16 protein-coding genes are annotated in these 18,749 nt (G+C 49.5%); 10 read left to right on the plus strand and 6 right to left on the minus strand.

Going from position 1 to position 18,749, the window contains the following annotated elements; genetic code table 11:
- The first annotated feature begins 10 nt into the window (after positions 1–10).
- Positions 11–322 carry a cysteine-rich CWC family protein gene (locus ACYP03_RS04225; protein ID WP_459778604.1) on the plus strand — a complete coding sequence of 104 codons (312 nt, stop codon included), beginning with the start codon at positions 11–13 and terminating at the stop codon, positions 320–322.
- Between the two features lie 50 nt (positions 323–372).
- Positions 373–819, plus strand: coding sequence for an META domain-containing protein (locus ACYP03_RS04230; protein ID WP_330959891.1), 447 nt, complete (start codon positions 373–375; stop codon positions 817–819).
- Positions 820–822: 3 nt separating this feature from the next.
- Here ACYP03_RS04230 and ACYP03_RS04235 read toward each other — a convergent pair whose 3' ends face one another.
- Positions 823–2,607: a lysophospholipid acyltransferase family protein gene (locus ACYP03_RS04235; protein WP_459778605.1), complete on the minus strand. Its 1,785-nt coding sequence runs from the start codon at positions 2,605–2,607 to the stop codon at positions 823–825.
- A gap of 260 nt (positions 2,608–2,867) precedes the next feature.
- Between ACYP03_RS04235 and ACYP03_RS04240 the strand changes: the two genes are divergently transcribed.
- From ACYP03_RS04240 to prsR, 3 genes are all read left to right on the plus strand, one after another.
- Positions 2,868–3,074 (plus strand): hypothetical protein, encoded by a 207-nt coding sequence (locus tag ACYP03_RS04240; protein ID WP_459778606.1) that lies wholly within the window; start codon positions 2,868–2,870, stop codon positions 3,072–3,074.
- A gap of 122 nt (positions 3,075–3,196) precedes the next feature.
- Positions 3,197–5,281 carry an XrtA/PEP-CTERM system histidine kinase PrsK gene (gene prsK / locus ACYP03_RS04245; protein WP_459778607.1) on the plus strand — a complete coding sequence of 695 codons (2,085 nt, stop codon included), beginning with the start codon at positions 3,197–3,199 and terminating at the stop codon, positions 5,279–5,281.
- Positions 5,282–5,291: 10 nt separating this feature from the next.
- Entirely contained in the window at positions 5,292–6,641 is a 1,350-nt protein-coding gene (gene prsR, locus ACYP03_RS04250; RefSeq protein ID WP_459778608.1) for a PEP-CTERM-box response regulator transcription factor, read from the plus strand.
- A 154-nt stretch (positions 6,642–6,795) separates the two neighbouring features.
- On the opposite strand, the gene ACYP03_RS04255 is transcribed toward prsR, so the two are convergent.
- From ACYP03_RS04255 to ACYP03_RS04275, 5 genes are read right to left on the minus strand one after another with little or no spacing between them, the layout of a single operon-like run.
- Positions 6,796–7,959, minus strand: a complete 1,164-nt coding sequence (locus ACYP03_RS04255) for an XrtA/PEP-CTERM system-associated ATPase (RefSeq protein ID WP_248142542.1) — start codon at positions 7,957–7,959, stop codon at positions 6,796–6,798.
- A 2-nt stretch (positions 7,960–7,961) separates the two neighbouring features.
- Positions 7,962–9,416 carry an outer membrane beta-barrel protein gene (locus ACYP03_RS04260; protein ID WP_459778610.1) on the minus strand — a complete coding sequence of 485 codons (1,455 nt, stop codon included), beginning with the start codon at positions 9,414–9,416 and terminating at the stop codon, positions 7,962–7,964.
- Complete coding sequence (locus ACYP03_RS04265; protein WP_459778611.1) at positions 9,391–10,311, minus strand: XrtA-associated tyrosine autokinase; 921 nt, start codon at positions 10,309–10,311, stop codon at positions 9,391–9,393. Before ACYP03_RS04265 ends, ACYP03_RS04260 begins: the two co-directional genes overlap by 26 nt.
- Positions 10,308–11,864, minus strand: a complete 1,557-nt coding sequence (locus tag ACYP03_RS04270; protein ID WP_459778613.1) for an XrtA system polysaccharide chain length determinant — start codon at positions 11,862–11,864, stop codon at positions 10,308–10,310. Before ACYP03_RS04270 ends, ACYP03_RS04265 begins: the two co-directional genes overlap by 4 nt.
- A gap of 11 nt (positions 11,865–11,875) precedes the next feature.
- Positions 11,876–12,487 carry an XrtA/PEP-CTERM system exopolysaccharide export protein gene (locus ACYP03_RS04275; RefSeq protein ID WP_248142546.1) on the minus strand — a complete coding sequence of 204 codons (612 nt, stop codon included), beginning with the start codon at positions 12,485–12,487 and terminating at the stop codon, positions 11,876–11,878.
- A 247-nt stretch (positions 12,488–12,734) separates the two neighbouring features.
- On the opposite strand from ACYP03_RS04275, the gene ACYP03_RS04280 reads away from it, so the two are divergent.
- The 5 genes from ACYP03_RS04280 to xrtA are packed head-to-tail and all read left to right on the plus strand — an operon-like array spanning position 12,735 to position 18,723.
- Positions 12,735–14,135 (plus strand): TIGR03013 family XrtA/PEP-CTERM system glycosyltransferase, encoded by a 1,401-nt coding sequence (locus ACYP03_RS04280; protein WP_459778615.1) that lies wholly within the window; start codon positions 12,735–12,737, stop codon positions 14,133–14,135.
- A 1-nt stretch (position 14,136) separates the two neighbouring features.
- Positions 14,137–15,072 (plus strand): XrtA system polysaccharide deacetylase, encoded by a 936-nt coding sequence (locus ACYP03_RS04285; RefSeq protein WP_459778616.1) that lies wholly within the window; start codon positions 14,137–14,139, stop codon positions 15,070–15,072.
- Positions 15,005–16,048 carry a FemAB family XrtA/PEP-CTERM system-associated protein gene (locus tag ACYP03_RS04290; RefSeq protein ID WP_459778618.1) on the plus strand — a complete coding sequence of 348 codons (1,044 nt, stop codon included), beginning with the start codon at positions 15,005–15,007 and terminating at the stop codon, positions 16,046–16,048. The genes ACYP03_RS04285 and ACYP03_RS04290 overlap by 68 nt, the downstream gene beginning before the upstream one ends.
- 13 nt (positions 16,049–16,061) lie before the next feature.
- On the plus strand, positions 16,062–17,300 hold the full coding sequence (locus ACYP03_RS04295; protein WP_459778620.1) for a TIGR03087 family PEP-CTERM/XrtA system glycosyltransferase: 1,239 nt from the start codon (positions 16,062–16,064) through the stop codon (positions 17,298–17,300).
- A complete protein-coding gene (gene xrtA, locus ACYP03_RS04300) occupies positions 17,293–18,723 on the plus strand; it encodes an exosortase A (RefSeq protein ID WP_459778621.1) in 1,431 nt (476 codons plus the stop codon). Before ACYP03_RS04295 ends, xrtA begins: the two co-directional genes overlap by 8 nt.
- Positions 18,724–18,749 lie beyond the last annotated feature (26 nt).

Below are 18,749 nucleotides of genomic sequence, written 5' to 3' on the forward strand. Positions count from 1 at the left end.
AGTCAGACACGTGAAAACCCCTTGCGTTGCTAAATGTAAGAACAATGAAGGCATCTGTAGCGGCTGCCTGAGAACCATGAAAGAAATCAGTGAGTGGCGACTGATGAATGATGACACGCATACTCAGACCATGGCTCAAATTCAGGGCACGGCAACGACCCATAATTGCGCCTTATGCTGGCAACCGGCTTACTGCGGTATTGAAGCCGGACATCAGGAATGCTGGTGTTTTGAGCTGGCCAAACGTGACACCAGTGGTTTACCGAAAGGCCAATGTATTTGCCGGGCCTGCCTTTCCGGGTTACCGCTTCTGCAGTCGTAAACTGCTACTATTAATAGGGACATCTCCTTCACACTGCGAGTGACGCTCACATGAAAAAGTGGTTACTATTTGCTGTCTTGCTGAGCCTGACCGGGTGTGAACAGCCGCCTAAAGCTGGCTTCACCGCCAAAGATTTGCAGCAAGACTGGGTGCTCACCAAGATAGATGGCAGAGATTTTGCTCTGGCAGAGAGCCGGTCACCGATTGGCCTGACTCTGGACAGCCAGTTCAAAGCAACCGGGTTCAGCGGCTGTAATCAATTTATGGGGTTGGCTGAACTCAAAAATGGGAACCAGTTTCGTATCACGTCTTTCGTTTCAACCAAAATGGCTTGTATTCAAAATGAAATTGCGACCATAGAAACCGTGATCGTCAGTTCTCTGCAGCAGTGGAATACCACGTCTCTGGAAAGTAATACGCTGACACTGACCACAGAGCAGCATGTGCTGACATTTGTGCCGGAAGAAATGCACATGCCGCCTGCGGGTCAACCTTAAGTGTTATGCCTTGACTTCATGGTATGCCAGATAGGCTGATGCCTTTTCCGGCTCCATATATTTAGCCAGTGTTTTTTCCGGAACCCGGGTTAAATCAACCACGATGAGCCCGTCCAGCGCGTCATTAAAATCCGGATCCACGTTAAAGCAAACCAGCTTCCCGTTCAGGCCAAGGTACTGACGCAACAGCACAGGAACGCTTTTCCCTGTATCCATCCGGGAAATCACCCGCGACAGCAGCTGTACATCAGCCAGCGCAGTCAGCATATCCGGCTGCCAGAAGACACGTTTATCACTCGTCAGGGGACAGGTAGGAGCCACCAATTTTGCGCTGTCCTGATCAGAGTGATGCACTGTCATACAAGCTGCCAGTAACTGTCTGGCTTCCTGGCTGTATTCATCACTGATACTGACCGGCCCGAACAAATGTGTATACCGGGGATGGCGGCTAACAAATGCAGATATCCCTTTCCACAGTAACAACAGTGCACTCAAACTGCGTTGATACTCTTCAGCTACAACTGATCGTCCCAGTTCAATTGATGCTCCATACTGTCGGATAAACCGCTCATCATAGCGAAACAGTGTACGGGAATACAGCCCGCCCAGTCCCCTGGCTGCCATCAGTTCATCCGTCAGGCCTAAACGATAAGCACCGACAATTTTTCTGGCCTGACGGTCCCAGACAAACAGGTGCAGATAGGTTTGATCAAACGCATCCAGATCTGTCGATTTCCCGGTTCCCTCACCCACAGCGCGAAAATTGATTTCCCGAATACGGCCAAGTTCTTTCAGGACCGATGGAATACGCTCAGCAGCGGCACAATAAACATCAAACTCGCCGCTGCTGAGCATCCGCTCCGATTCACTCAGGTTTACAATATCTTGTTCCAGCAAATCAGCGGCAACAGGGGATTCAATCGGTTCAGCATTCAGCATGGTTCTGACAGCAGCCTGGCTTGCAGCAAAGCACGACTCTCTCCTGCTGGCCTCACTGCCCAGGAGATAAGTGTTGAACTTCAGATAATTCACCAGTTGCTGGTCATCCAGAATATTTTTGACTTCGCTGTAGCGAATACTTTCGCCAATCGCAATCGGGATCTGGGTTGCCCGCTTATTCAGCATTTCCCGGCCCAGCATCAGCGTCCGCAACATCGGATGAACCTTGCCGGCCATATAGAACTGACGACTGTTCCGTCCACCGATAAAGACAGGGACTGTCGTCGCTTTATGTTTATGTATTAAACGACTGACGGATTTACTCCATACTTTGTCCCGTAATTGTCCGGATTTTCTGTCGTATACAGACACCTCACCGGCCGGAAACATCAGCAGCAATCCACCAGCCGATAAATGCCGGTTGGCTTCACGCAAAGCTCTGGCGTTTGCACGAACGGCACCCTGGCCTTCAAACACATCCACACCGATAAACAGTGCATCAAGCTCCGGGACATTTTTCAGATAATGATTGGCAAGGATTTTTACATCCGGACGGATCTGTCGCAGAATCTGTGCCAGAATCACGCCTTCTGCACAGCCTAAAGGATGGTTCGCGACAACGACCGTTGCCCCCTGTCCGGGAATATGCTGACATCCGCCCTTCACAACCTGGTAATCGATGCCAAGCACATCCAGGGTATACCGCAGGAAAGCTTCTGTATCTTGTCCCGCCGGGCGCTCTGCATAAAAGCGACTCAATCTGTGCAAACCAGTTGCCCATTCAGTCAGTTTTTCACCAACCCCAAACGGGGTTTTCCGTGGCAAACGAAAAGGACTTACGGTTTCCATACTATCTCCATCCGAAGTAGGTATTCGGGACAAGTATGAGAATGATTTGTGACTCAACCGTGTCAGTTGTGCGGCAGTATGATGAGAGAAATACGTCAGTTTCATGAAGTCAGACGAAATGTCTGCTCTGTCAGCGTATTCTGTCTGACATTCTTAACATTAAGCCAAAAATGTACCTGTGGTCAGGCTATGTTTGACATCATCAGAGAAGAAATGTTCACTAAGGAAGGAGGGCTTCGAATAGAAGAGGATGAGTTACCATGAAAAAAATCATGCTGATCCTGGTCCTTAATTTTGTGCCGCTGCTGTTTATGCTACTGGCCCTGACCTGGCTTCCCGAGCATTGTGAAAATACAATGGCAGGTCTGATCAACTGGCTGAATCACAAACCCGAGGCCACACTCCAATCGATCTGTACGACTTCCGCTTCAGAGCTATTCAGTTCGCAACCCCTGCCAACAAATTGACACTTTCTGGACTATTCTCTCAATAGAGATCACAAAAATGTTCCAGAACGCGGCGTTGACCCGCGTCTAAAAAGTCATCTCAACACAACGGATGATCCCGGCTTCAATAAAGGACGTGGCATTTGGATACTTTGCTTGGCAAGATTGGATATTTGTCGGCCGCAGCGGGCTTTCTGTTCGTATTCCTGCTATTGCTGACCACAAAAGCAAGCAGTTTGCCCAAACGGTTACTGCAAATGACCTGCCTCTTGGGCACAGTCTGGGCATCAGCGTCATTTATTCAAATTCAGTATCAGCTGTCCATTCTGTCCGTTCTCTTCACAGAAAGCCTGCTGAGCCTGGGCTGGTGTCTGCTCATCACCAGCAGTTTGTCGGATTCTCATCATTTCACCCGCATATTTTCGGAAAAAGCGCAGGCCATTTTGTGTCTTGTGATTCTGGTGGCTGCCTTGACCGAGGCCGTCCGCTTCTTCTGGCCGGTCCTTGAGCAACGAATTTTTCTGTTCCTGCATCTTTGTCAGTCCATTATTGGTCTGTGGTTTGTCGAACTGCGCTACCGACGCACAGCCAGAGAAGAGCATCGGGCCATCAAACCGCTCTGTCTGGGGCTGGGGATGTATTTTGCGTATCACTTTGCCCTCTACGCCGATGCATTTCTGACCAATATTCTCACCCAAGGTTTCTGGCTGAGTCGCGGCTGGGTCACGTTGATTTCCCTGCCTCTGATCTTACTGACAGCCCGGCGCGCAGAACACTGGCAAAGCCGGGTATATGTTTCGCGCGACATCATTTATCACAGCAGTTTGTTACTGGTCGCGGCAAGCTACCTGCTGGTGATGTCGCTGGCCGGTTTTTATATCAAGTCGATGGGAGAAACATGGAGTGATACTGTCCAGATTCTCTTTTTTGCCCTCAGTGGTCTGGTGCTGGCAAGTTTGTTTCTGTCTGACACCTTTCGCAAAAACATCATGGTGTTTATTACCAAACACTTCTTCGCAAATAAATATGAGTACCGTGAGGAGTGGATGCAGTTTGCCACTGCCCTTGAAAACCCTGAAGGTACACAGTACGACACAGCTCTGCAGGCGATGATGCATCCCTTTGGCTGTGACCAGGGTGTGCTCGCCACACTGCAGGGCCCCAGACTGAAAGTCCGTGCCTGTCAGTCAATAGACAGCCAGCACCCGGATATCGCGCTTTTGCTTGCCACAGTTGCCTTACCTGCGATTGAACATCAATGGATACTCGATATTGAACAGGCCAGACAGGGACAAGAACCTGCACCATTTCCAGTCGATGCGGCGGCTTTAGCCCGGGTGTCTGAAATGGCTTACCTCATCCCGCTGACCAGCAGCAACGGGACCCGCGGGGTGTGCCTGCTGTCCAGACCCACATCAACCGAGAAGGTCAACTGGGAAGACAGAGATTTAATGAACGCCATCAGCCGTCAGCTCTCGGTTTACCTCAATGTTTTTGAAACAAACCGGAAACTCGCTGAAAGCCAGCAATTTGATACTTTCAACCGCATGTCTGCTTTTCTGGTTCATGATCTGAAAAATGTGCTGGCGCAACTGCAACTCCTGACCAAAAATGCCGCTCGGCATAAACATAATCCGGAGTTCATCGATGATGCCTTTGAGACCGTTGACTCCGCAGCCATCAGGCTGACAAAAGTGTTAACGCAACTGAACAACAAGCGGGTCGAGACTCAGTCTGCAGAGACCCAATCTGTGGAATTCATTGATATCCATGCACTCATCCGGCAGGTCTGCGACAGCCGCTCAGTGAAGGCGCCTTCTCCGCTGATCATTGAGCTGACCAATGAGCCCTTTCAGCTCAGGGCAGACAAAGAACGATTCACCAACATCCTGTCTCATCTGGTGCAGAATGCACAGGAGGCAACAGATGAGTCCGGGTATGTCTATCTCTCAACGGCCAGAAGCGGGCATGACTACCTCATTACGATCGCGGATAACGGTGTCGGCATGAGCCGTGATTTCGTTGAGAACCGGCTCTTCAAACCCTTTGACACCACAAAAGGCAATGCCGGCATGGGGATTGGGGCCTATGACGCAAAAAACCTGATTGAGCAGCTGGGTGGCTATATTGATGTTGAATCTGAACCCGATAATGGCACAACAATATCGATTCATCTGCCATTCAATACCGCACCCCGCTCCGCCAGCAACCATGAAATTTGCAAGTAAGGAAGAGAATATGGATACGTTACTTGTCATAGAAGATGATCCAGGCATTCAAAAGCAACTGAAGTGGTGCTTCCCGCAGTATGACGTGGTGATGGCACATGATCGCCGCTCAGCCATCACTGCCCTGCGCCGCCATGAGCCCAAAGTGGTGACCCTCGACCTTGGCTTACCGCCGGATGAAGCCAATGCTTCAGAAGGTCTGATCGTTTTACAGGAAATACTGGCACTTTCACCTTTTATCAAAGTCATTGTCATCACCGGCAACGATGACAAAGTTAATGCTTTAAAAGCAATTGAACTGGGCGCCCACGACTTTTATCAAAAACCAATTGATGACGACATCCTGGCCGTGATCATCGATCGTGCCTTTATCGTTGCCAACATTGAAATAGAAAATACGCATCTACGCCAGTCGTCACTGGAAGCGAACGGATTCATCGGTAACAGCCCGCAAGTTCAGCAGGTCTGCCGCATGATTGATCGCATCGCGCCAACCGAGATTACAACCCTTATTCTGGGTGAAAGCGGTACCGGAAAGGAAGTCATCGCCCGGGCGATTCACGCCAAAGGCCCCAGAGCGGAAAAGCCCTTTATCGCAATCAACTGTGCGTCCATTCCCGAGCACCTGCTGGAAAGTGAGCTTTTTGGGTTCGAAAAAGGCGCTTTTACCGGAGCTCATAAAACGACGGCAGGTAAGATCGAATGCGCCGACGGCGGTACCCTGTTTCTGGATGAGATTGGGGATATGCCTTATCCCCTTCAGGCAAAGATTCTCCGTTTTCTGCAAGAAAAGGTGATTGAACGTGTCGGCGGACGCCAGGAAATTCCGGTCGATGTCAAAATCATCTGTGCAACACATCAGAATCTTGAACAGATGATGCTGGAAAAAACCTTCCGGGAAGACCTTTTCTATCGCATCAGTGAAATTACGATTCAGAATCCGCCCCTGCGCGAGCGCGAACAGGATATCCTCTTACTTGCCCGGTATTTCCTGCAACAAGCCACTCAACCGAACGGCCAGCGCAAAATCAATGGCTTCACCGACGATGCCATACGCGCTATGCTGCGCCACCCATGGCCCGGTAATATCCGGGAGCTGCAAAATAAGGTGAAGTCGGCTGTGATCATGTCAGACAACAAACTGATCAGTGCCCTCGATCTGGCTCTTCAACCCGATGAAGAGGAATCAGCGCCCATCGCTCTGAATCTTCGTCAGGTTCGTGAGACTGCCGAAAAGCAGGCCATCACCAAAGCCCTGTCACTGAGTAACGGGAATATGTCCAATACCGCCAATATATTAGGGATTACCCGTCCGACCCTTTATTCACTGATGGACAAATACATGGTGAAGAATGATTAATTGCCGCTTCTCTATCAAGGACTGGTACAACTCCACTCATCCCCAACAAATAGTGCCTGCCGCCGAATTGTTCGGGGCAGGCTGCATTTTTCTCCAATGTTTCAATAAAAAAGCCAGTGAATCTTTACTGGCTCGATGCTTTTCGTGAAACGGGTTACTCAGATAATTTCATCAACTGTTTCACCCAGTATTTTTCCCGTAAACCGGGCGGATAGTCTTCATTGAGAATCATTTCATCATCAATGCCTTCTTCTCCGGTTTGCAACAACACCTTCCGCTTCATAATCAACAACTGATCCAGTTTTCGGATCGTTGCGATCTTCCGTTCGATCACATTGTTCAGGACTTTTTCAATCTCATTGAGAGCCTGAAATGCATTCGACGAACCGGACGGTTTGAGTGATTCATACTGACTATGATAGTTGTCATATTCTTCCCGGGCTGAGTATTCATATCTGTGCGCTTTGTCTTCGGCCGGATCGCGAGCTGTTTCCCGGGAAGATTCTGCCGGTAACTCAAGATTCATTTCAGCAACAACTTTCTCAGCATTCACCGTATTAATGGCACTGAGTCCTTCCATACAGGCGTACAGAAAAATTCGATCCGCAAGAAGATTAATTTTTCTCGGTACTCCGTGCGTATATCGTGTGATGACCTCAAACACGCCGTCACTCAGGGAGGGCGTACCGCGCCAGCCAACACAGCTGAGGCGGTGTAAAATGTATTCTTTCACCTGATCAGCGTTAAAAGGCTGCAGATTACAGGACGCAATGATTCGCTGTCTTAACTGTTCCATTTCAGGCAAGCGAATAATGCTTTTGAGTTCTTCCTGTCCCAGCAGAAAACTTTGCAGCAGCGGTTTATCGTTATACTGAAAATTCGATAACATTCTCAGCTCTTCAACTGTATCTGCAGGTAAATTTTGAGCTTCATCCACCAGCAGTACCGCCCTGCGCCCTTGCTGGCGCAGCCCGTATAAAAATTGTTCGAGCCGTTTCAGAATATCGGCTTTCGACAACCCTTCCGTGGCAATTCCGAATTTAGACGCCACCAGCTTCACGAGCTCATCTGCAGATAACCGGGTTGTGGAGATTTGCACCGCCACAATTGACTCATCAATCCCGGATAACAGCCGATGTACCAGAATCGTTTTACCGGTTCCCACCGGTCCGGAAACCACAATAAATCCTTCCCCCAAAGAGATGCCGTATTGCAGATAGGACAACGCTTTTTCATGATGTGGACTGGAAAAGAAAAAGCGTGGGTCGGGACTTAATTTGAACGGTTTATCCGTAAATCCAAAGTGCGCTTCATACATAGTTAAAACTCCACCCTCACATCAAGAAATAGTCGGGTTTCATCGTAATCTCTCAAAGAATTCGATGATGAACGGTTGTAATATTCTGCCCCGGTTCTGGTCGTCAGCTCCGGTCTGAAAGCATAGGTCGCATCCAGACTAAACCGATGATAATCGTCACTGTCTTTGCCCTGAGAGACATAAGTAAACTCGTAACGTTCATAGCCATAGCCGATATGGCCGGATAATGCCCGGGATAAGCGGTGGTTCACGTCCAGCGCAATACCCCGAGAATAATCGTCTGTCAGATCAGACAATGACTCGAGGGTCTCCCTGTCAATCTGATACAGCGAAAAGCTGTACCGCGTCCGGCGTAAGCCCAGTTCAGACAACCAGCGCGCTTCTTTTCTCAGGTAGAGTTCATCAATACGTCCACCCTCCACAAAGCGATCACGCTCGTAGCTGTCCGGCCTTTCGTCATAGGTAAAAATGTTGGTCCAGCGCCGGGAGCGGTTCCGGATTTCCGCAGTGTACGCATCCCCTCGCAAGCGCTTGTCATACTCAAAATAAAACCGTGTTTTGTCATTCGGACTGAGATTCAATGCCCCCGCCCAGAAATCACTGTTCACATCATCTTCTGAAAAGTTATAGCTCACATCGAAGTATGAATAACGATCCCAGAAGTAACGGGTCCCGATTCCCCAGTTGAAGATTTCATTCTCGGAAGAATCCGTCACACCATCATAGTTTTCGTAATTCAGGCGTATGAAGGGCGCGAAACCACCGATTGTCTGTAATCCAAATATTTCACTGATCCGGGTGAACTGCGTCGATACACCGTCATCTTTGCCTTCGCGGTCATCATAATTCAGGCTGAACAGCCAAAAGACATCTTTCACTGACCGGCCATTGGCGTAGGTTACATTCCCCCCCCATCCGGTGTAATTTCCGATGTCGTCTTCATTCGTGATCACCCGGGCATAGATTCGGGAGCGTAAGTCCATGGTGCTGAGAGGATTTGTTTGATAGCTCAGCCCCAGCTCAGCCTGATTACTCTGAATGGTATCGCCACTAATCACATCCGCATTCGCATCCGTAGCGATATCGGTGGCAATATTCTCAATCGAAGCGCTGGCGTCGATCTGAAACCCGCTCCGGCCTAATCCCTTAAAGGCGTTAAAGTCCAGATTCTGATAAAACTCATCATTTCCGTCGGCATTCGTGTAAAAGAGATAGTTCAGCGCATAATCCAGACCAATATATCCCCGGCTCCCTTGCACTGTGGCTTCTATACCAGCCTCCAGCGTGGTGATCAGACTGCTCTTTTTATCGGTATCTGTTCTGTTTACATTGTCCGTAAAGGTAAATTCAGTGCCCACATATGGCGTTAACTTCACATCCGCCGCCTGGCTGGGGTGCCCTATCAGAGAAAGACTTCCCAGCAGATAAACACTAGGATTGATCCTCTGTCGAGCCATAGTCATATCCATGTCTGTATTGACCAAATACACTGCGTACGGCTTTGTTCATCACAAATCCGATTGCCATATCCTTATTGAGTTGTGACACTGCGACGTCGACGTCATCAAGACGCGTCTTGTCCTGCTCCACGACAAACACGGCCTGTCCCAGCAATTTCGACAAAGTAATCGTTTCAACCACGCCCAGAACCGGCGGACAGTCAAAAATCACCATCCGATCCGGATACCGGTGCGCCAGCTCGTTCATCACGCGCTCCATTTTGTTACTGGCGAGCAGTTCATTGCTCAGGTGATGCGGCTGACCGGCAGGGATGATACGCAGATTCGGAATTGAGGTCGGATAAATAATCTCCGACAGATGATTCACTTTCCCCTGAAGGTAATCAATGAGTCCGACGCGATCATCAATCCCCAGCATGTCGCTGACCCCGGGCTTCAGGACATCAGTATCCACCAGTAAGACTGTTTTATCTTTTTCTGAAGCCATGCTGAGTGCCAGATTCACCGAGGTGAAGGTTTTACCCTCCTGATATCCGGCACTGGTCACCATAACCAGATTTGACCGCTGATGGTACTGCGCCCCGCTGCTGAAGGCATTGTGAAAGAGTTTTTGTTTAATCGCCCTGAATTCATTGGTGATTGTCGCGTTCGCCTGCTCATCCGTATGAGACACCATCCCCATCTGCATCAGACGATCCAAATCAATCTCGATCGTCGCAGGCGGAAGCCATACCGAAGGGAAACCATCGGCGACAATCGGCTGATCACCCGGATGCGGCACAGGATCCGTGTGCACCAAATCGGGACTGCCGTCTCGTTCAGGATTTTGAGGCTCTTTCTGTTTGTTGTCCTGCGCAGTTTTCTGCTGCATTGCTTTTTGAATAATACTCATAACCACCCCATCTCCTGCATAATTCGCGCATGAATTGAGGCATCAAGGTTCAGCGCCATGAAACCCAAAAAACACACCACTAATGCGGTACTCATCCAGACAAACCGCCAATGCTCCCTGCGTACTGCAGCCATGATGCCAGATTGCCGGGTTGGAGAGACGCCACCAAGAACCGGTAAACTTGTCATCTGATAGAGCTGTCTTGCGGAGGTTGTTGTCGGATAAAGCTGACTGACAAAGAAAGCCAGTCCGAGCCCTGCTCCGACCCCGAAGACCAGGACGATAGCCAGCAGCAGCGGACGAAACGGTCCGGATGGTTTGATCGGCGCACGCGGCGGGTCAACGACCCGGAACGTAATATCATCAGAAGCTGCGCCCACTTTTTGGGAAATCAGGGCAGACTCCCGACGGGACAACAGCTCTTCATACTTGCTCTTGGTAATGTCATAACTCCGGGTCAGCCCTGTCAGCTGCGCTTCAACTTCAGGCATCTTCACTAATTTTTCCCGGAGGTCAGCCGCTTTTTCCAACTGGGCTTTTTCACGCACCTGTAAAGACGCGACCTCGTTTTCAAGCTGACTGATCAGAAGCTTCAGATTCTGAAACAGTTCGGTATTTCTGAACTCACTGTTTCTGTCTCCCCCAGAAACTGACAGCAATTCTTGTTTCTGCTGTTCCAGTTCACTGATTTGACGCTTGGTTTCTTTCACATCCGGATGCTTGTCGGTAAAGCGGAACAACAGCTCATCCAGACGGGTCCGGAGCGATTCCAGCCTGTCGTCATACGCCGTCGGTTGCTCTCTCTGATTTCTGGCAGCTGTGTCCATCTCCTCATTCAGCTTATTTTTGGCCGTCTCCAGCTGGGTCCGGCGTTCCTGCAACTGAAGATGCGTGCCTTCGATCTCACTGTTCAGCCCATCAAGCTGACGCTGGAACCCTTGTTCGGAACTCGGCAGATAACCGGCATGCTTGCGCTTAAAATCTGCCAGCTTACTTTCCGCTTCAGCGAGCCGCTTTTCGTAATCAGAGAGCTGACGGTTGATGAACTCATTCGCTTTATCCGTATCCTGACGGTTTTTCCCCAAAGTATTCTCAACAAAAACATCCAGGGCAGACTGCACGACATTTTTCACAAACACCGGGTCTGTTCCGCTGTAACTGATGGTGAAAAGGTTTTCCCGGCCAGCAGACTTGATCACAATGTGGTCTTTCAGCTCTTTGAGGATATCCTCATACTCTTCATTATTTGTCGCTTTCAGATCAGCATCGGTATACCGGGCAATCGTCTCCAGGTTTTTGCGGCTGAGCAGTGTTTTGACCATCAGGCTCAGTTCCTGATTGGAGTCATTCGGAATAGCCAGACCTTTTAACAGCGGCTGAAGAATCGAGCGGGTATCGGCATACACTCTCGCCTCAACCGTGTACTGATTGGGCCACAGAGTCACAACGGCCCAACCCAGCGGACAGAGGATCCAACTGGCTATAATGATCCAGCGCCGCCGTACCCAAACCCCATGCAAGTATTCAATCAGGTTCTGGAATTGTTCCTGCATAAAACCTCCAATTAGAACCAGGCTTCAGGGATGATGATGATATCGCCGGGCAAAATGTCGACATTTCTGGTGATATCACCACTTCTCAGCAGATCACCTAACTGCAAGGCATAGGCTTTCTGCTGACCGCCAACCACACGGATCAGCCGTGCATCATTGCCATCGGCAAAATCTGTCAGACCACCGGCAGCCACCATCACATCCAGCAATGTCATATTTTCACGGTAATTGATTGCCATCGGTTGTTGTGCTTCGCCAATCACCCTGACCTGCTCGCTGTAAGGTCCGACAAAGCCATTCACGATGACGCTGACAATCGGATCCCGGACATACTCTGCCAGACGTGCTTCTAAACTGTTGGCCAGTTCAGTCGGCGTGCGGCCGGATGCCGGGACATCCTCCACCAGAGATGTCGTCAGCATGCCGTCCGGACGGACAACGTAAGTCCCAGAAATTTCAGGATTGCCCCAGACAAAGATATTCAGGGTATCGCCGGGACCAATCAGGTATTTGTATTGATTGATATTTTTTGTCAGAGAGGGTTGCGGGGTTGCCGTAGGTAAAGGTGGCAACGAGTTCGACGAACAACCAGCCAGAAGCACCATCAGCGTTGCAGCTGTCAAACTTGTAATCTTCGATAGGTGACCGCTTCTTGTCATAACAGCATCCATCCTGCATTTAAGTCCGTGTCTTACATGCCTTTTTCTAAGGCTTGATGGGTTCAGTGAAGTTGCAATGACTGCCGGCGAATGCCTCATTGAACTAATTTAACTATATATGATTTTTTTATTTTGCAGATTTTTTATGCTTGCCGATACTCATTACATAAGAGGCGATTAATTAATAAATTACACCTCGGATGTGGTGAATATGACAAAAGCAAAATTTCATGATTTAAATTTAAGTAACGCTGTACTCATTTTTTCAGACATATTAGTGCTTTCCGGCATATTCTGGTGTGTTCAGCTGATTGCAAACCACCCCGAGTCATCGGGGTCTTTGTATGTCTGGAATGTCATAAATGTTGTTCATCTCATTTATTTTACACTTCCCTTACAGCTGACTCTGTTATCAGTTGGCCTTTATAATGAAAAGATCAGAGAATCTTACAGTGGCATTGCCGCCAGAATATTAGTCGCCATAAGTTTGGCGTATATGCTCTCGACGAGTCTGTACCTGATCACACCCCTGTCCTTTCCGGAAGGGTTCAGCAGAGAATGGATGTACAGTACGGCACTCGTTGCGCTGGTCATCGTGCGCTATATCGCCATCCGTTCCCGTTATCAAATGCTGGGCAGACTAAAAGTCCTGATTTTAGGGGCCGGTGAGCGTGCCAGTCTGATCAATCGCTGTATGCGACGCCAGTCCGACCGCGTTCGGATTGATATTGTCGGCTATATCCCGATGCCGGGTGATAATCTGGAAACAACCGGTGTTTCTCCGATCATCCCGCTGAATGAACCGCTGGAAGATGTCGTCCGGCAACATCACATCAAAGAAATTGTTATTGCTGCCGATGAACGCCGGGGAAATCTCCCCATAGAAAGCCTGTCCCGGTGCAAAATGCAGGGGATTCAAATCATTGAGATCATCGATTTCATCGAGAGAGAGTCCGGACAGGTTGCCGTCGATCACATTCATCCGTCTTGGGTTATCTTCAACACGCTGTCTGCACGCAATCGCACCCGGCAACAATTTTACTGGCTGTTTAACTGCTGTATCGCTTTATTGATTCTGCTGGCAACCTGGCCCTTGATAATCGCGGTCATCCTGATGATCAAATGGGAAGACGGCCTCAACGCACCGGTTCTGTATTCGCAGGAACGTACCGGTCTGAAAGGCGAGCCGTTCTCCATCTATAAATTCAGAAGCATGCATCTGGATGCGGAAAAGGCAGGAGCACGAATGGCCAGCCGCGATGATCCCCGTATCACACGGGTAGGACAGTTCATCCGAAAATACAGACTCGATGAACTGCCACAACTTATCAATGTTCTGAAAGGCGATATGAACTTTGTTGGCCCCCGTCCTGAAAGACCAGTTTTTACCAGTCAGTTCGAACAGTCTATTCCTTACTACAACCATCGCTTATATGTGAAACCCGGCCTGACCGGATGGGCCCAATTAAAATACCCTTATGGGGAAGGCATTGAAGATGCCATTGAAAAACTGAAGTTTGACCTTTATTACATTAAGCACAGAAGCCTGATGTTAGATATATTAATTTTGATCAGAACTTCTGAAATCGTTCTGTTTGGCAAGGGGCGTTAGTATGAGTTTTTTAAACGCGCCAAAATTTTCTTCAAAATTAAATGCCATGACGGTCGATGTTGAAGATTATTTCCATGTCTCCGCATTTTCGTCTGTTATTCACCGCCAAGACTGGGGGACAACTTACCCCTTACGCGTTGATTACAGCACAAGAGAAGTCCTGGATATTTTTGCGCAGCATCATGTCAAAGCCACTTTTTTCGTCTTAGGCTGGGTCGCAGATGCCTGCCCTTCCCTGATCAGAGCCATTACAGAACAAGGCCATGAGCTTGCCTGCCATGGGTACGCGCACATCAAAGCCAATCAGCAAACCCGAGATGCCTTTTATCAGGATGTCAGCAGGAGCAAACATCTGCTCGAAGACATTTCTGGTAAAGAAGTCCATGGTTATCGTGCACCCAGTTTCTCGATCGATCCGAGTAACCTTTGGGCATTCGATATTCTTCAGTCACTGGGGTTTACCTTCAGCAGCAGCACTTACCCGGTCAGGCACGATCATTATGGCTGTCCGGACTGGCCGCGCTTTATCCACCAGCGGGCAGAAAGATTAATGGAAATACCGATCCCGACCTATCAGACCCTGGGAACGAATATTCCTATCGGTGGCGGCGGCTATTTTCGTTTTTATCCTTACGCATTCAGTAAACGGTTCATCCGCAGCTTCACCGAACGATACGACCAGCCCTTCTGTTTTTATTTTCATCCGTGGGAGATTGATGCCGGGCAACCCCGAATTTCGCAGGCGCCATTTAAATCCCGTTTCCGGCATTACCTGAACCTTGAACATATGGCAGCACGGCTCCACAGTCTGCTGGAAGACTTCCGGTGGAGCACGATTAGCCAGGCCTATCAATTGAATGAGTATGACTATGAATCAGGACCTGACGATTCGCAAACTAACCCGGAAAGATTACACAGCCTGGGATCAGTACGTTAATACACATCAGCAAGGCAGTTTTTTTCATCTGTCCGGCTGGCTGGATGTCATCAATGACGTCTTTGGACATCAGCCCCACTACCTGATGGCTCAGCGGGAAGGTCAGGTGGTGGGCGTTTTGCCTATGTTTGAACAAAAAAGTGTTCTGTTTGGACATGCATTAGTTTCGACGCCTTTCTGTGTCTATGGCGGTGTGATTGCTGATCAGGACACGATCCGGCATCAGCTGGAAGCCGCTGCTCTGGAATTAGGCTGCAAGCTTCAGGTGGATTACATCGAACTGCGTGACCGTCAGGAACAAGATTGCCAGGCCCCCTGGATCAGGCACTGCCATCATGCCACGTTCAAAAACAAACTGGCGGATTCAGAAGATGACATTCTCTCCGGCATCAAACGCAAGCAACGCGCTGTCATTCGTCATGCCCAGAAAAATAACCTGAGCTGGGAAACGGAAGACAATCCTGACCTTTGTTTTGAACTCTATGCTGAGAGTGTGAGAAATCTGGGTACCCCGGTATTTCACCCCAGCCTGTTTCAGAAACTGAAACAGACTTTTGGCAAAAGCTGCGAAACTCTGGTGGTACGGGATACAAATGGAAAGCCAGTCTCCGGCGTGCTCAGTTTTTACTATAAGAATCAGGTACTGCCTTATTACGGCGGCGGAACACAAGCAGCCCGGGATCTGAAAAGTAACGATTTTATGTACTACCAGTTAATGGTTCAGGCCAGGCAACGCGGCGCTGAAATGTTCGACTTTGGCCGCAGTAAAATTGATTCTGGCGCCTATCACTACAAAAAACACTGGGGTATGGAAGAGCAGCCGCTGCATTACCGCATCGCACTGGTGAAGGCCAAAAGGCCGCCGAACCTCTCGCCCAATAACCCCAAATATCGCTATTTTATTCGAGCCTGGCAGAACCTGCCTTTAGGTCTGAGCAAACACATCGGGCCGATGTTATCCAAATACCTGGGCTGATCGGAGCAAGCACATGAAACCTTTCATCCTGTATCTGTGTCACCGAATCCCGTATCCGCCCAATAAAGGGGATAAAATTGCCAGCTATCATCTGCTGAAATACCTCAATCAGCACTATGAGGTCTGTCTGGGATGCTTTGTGGATGACCCTTACGATCTGCAATACCAGGATAAAGTCAAAGCGCTGTGCCACGAGGCTTTCTTTGTCCGCTTGCATCCCTCTGTTGCCCGCATCAAAGCCCTGACTGCCCTGCTGGGCCGTCATCCCATGACGCTGCCTTATTATCACCATCCGGCCATGTCAGCCTGGGTGAAATCCTGCCTGAAACGCAAGCAAATTGACAAAGCCATGGTGTTTTCCAGCAGTATGGCGCAATACCTGATGGATACCCCATCTGCCTTGCATAAAGTGATGCACTTCGTCGACCTCGATTCTGAAAAATGGCGCCAGTACGCCGAGAAAAAAACCGGGCTGGCGAGTTATGTCTTTCAGCGGGAATACCGGACGCTGGCACGCTTTGAACAGCAAGTCTGCGACAAGTTTGATTTCAGTTGCTTTGTCACCGAAACAGAGAAAAATGCGTTCACGGCTCTGGTCCCACCGGCCTGTCACCCGAAAATCAAAACACTTGAAAATGGTATCGACAGTCAGTATTTCTCACCGGACGCAGATTTCTCTCGCCATACAATGCACCCGCTGTCCCATGACAACTACATTGTGTTTACCGGTGCGATGGACTACTGGGCCAATGTCGATGCCGTCAGCTGGTTTGCCCGTCAGGTCTGGCCAACCGTGCTTCAGCACCACCCGGACAGCAAATTCTATATTGTCGGTTCTTCCCCGACCTCACAGGTGAAAGCACTGTCCCGATTACCCGGTATTATCGTGACCGGGCGCGTCGAAGATGTGCGTCCCTACCTCTTTCACGCCAAAGCCGCCGTCGCCCCTATGCAGATTGCCCGGGGCATCCAAAACAAAATTTTAGAAGCCATGGCGATGGAAAAACCGGTCCTCACAACGTCATTGGGTCTTGAAGGGCTGGAAGAGTATCCGTGCAATCATCCGCGTCACTATCCGGAACAGGCCCTGTATGTTGCCGATGATGCCAGAGCGATGGCTGACTGGGTCTGCCAACGGTTAAAGGAGCCCGTCAAGGCTGCTACTGCATCCAGAAATTGGATCGAAAACCACTTCAGCTGGGACGCCAGGCTAGCGCCACTGCTCACCTATCTGGAAGCTCAGCATGGTTAACCGAATCTGGTTTCGCCTGGCATTACCACTGACAGCATGGCTTTGGCTGTACTGGCCTTCAATCAGCCATATGATGTCGGTCTGGATGAATTCGAAAACTTATGAGCATTGTTTTCTGATTTTACCCATCAGCCTGTGGCTGGTATGGCGGGAAAGAGAAACCATTCGTCGGACCCCGCTGACCGTCAGCTGGATCGCAGCCGTTTTGTTAATCATTCCCAGCATCCTGTGGCTGACAGGTCGCGCCGCAGGTTTCGGGCTTTTTGAGCATGTGGCAACAGTCCTCAGCCTCCAGCTACTGCTTTGGGCGATATTGGGCACCGCCATTGCTCGCCGGCTCTGGTTTCCGTTACTCTTTCTGTTTTTCGCCGTACCTTTCGGCGAAAGTCTGATTCCCCGCCTTCAGATCATCACAGCCGATCTTTCCGTGTGGCTGCTCAATCTCAGCCATATTCCGGTTTACCGGGAAGGATTGTACATCACCATTCCCAACGGCCGGTTTTATGTGGCAGAGGCCTGTTCAGGAATACGTTTCCTGATGTCCAGCGTCGCACTGGGTACATTATTTGCGTATCTGCAGTTTACGAAAACCTACAAACGAATTCTGTTTGTAGCCTTCTCTTTCGTCTTCCCGATTCTCGCTAACGGTATTCGCGCCTACGGCATTGTCCTGATTGGCTACTTAAGTGACATGAAATACGCTGCAGGGGCCGATCACCTGATTTATGGCTGGGTTTTCTTCAGCCTGATCATCATGGTGATATTTTTCACGGCCAGTTTGTTTTCAGATGCCGAGCGTCCATCGACACTTCCCTTGCCACGAAAAAACCAGATTTCACCCGTGAAAAAATGGGGGGTTATCAGCATCATTACCCTTCTCTTCAGCATCACAGCTATCTGGAATCAGCAACTGACTCAGCATCTGTCGCCCGAAGCGTCGGCAAACACAGACTTCAATCCCAATCAAAAGGTAACGCTGTCGGTATGGGGCATAGAATTTCCTCATGCCCAAATGTATCAACGTCAGGCAACTGCCGGGGGAAGAGCTGAAATTTTTACGGCGCGTTACAACATCTGGCAACAGGATGGCGAGCTGATCAGCAGCCTGAATCAACTCTTCAGCAAAGAAACCTGGTCAGTCAAAACCAGTCAGCCTGTCCACTTAGCCTCAGGCGTCAAAGCCAGAACCATGACGGTGACAAATGCCAGTGGCAGCACTATGCGTGTTCTATATTGGTATTGCGTCAACGATTTTTGCAGCAGCAACCCACTGACCATCAAACTGGTCAAAGCATCCTATCGATTAGCCGGACAGCAAGGATTTTCAAATGTCATCGCTATTGCCAGTTCAGAACTGAATGACACTGAAATCCGGCAAATTGCCGAACAGGACAAGGATGTGCCCGCGGCAGAAACCCAATAACAAAACAGAATTATCAGCAGCAATGG

The sequence above is a fragment of the Photobacterium sp. R1 genome, from assembly GCF_054600795.1.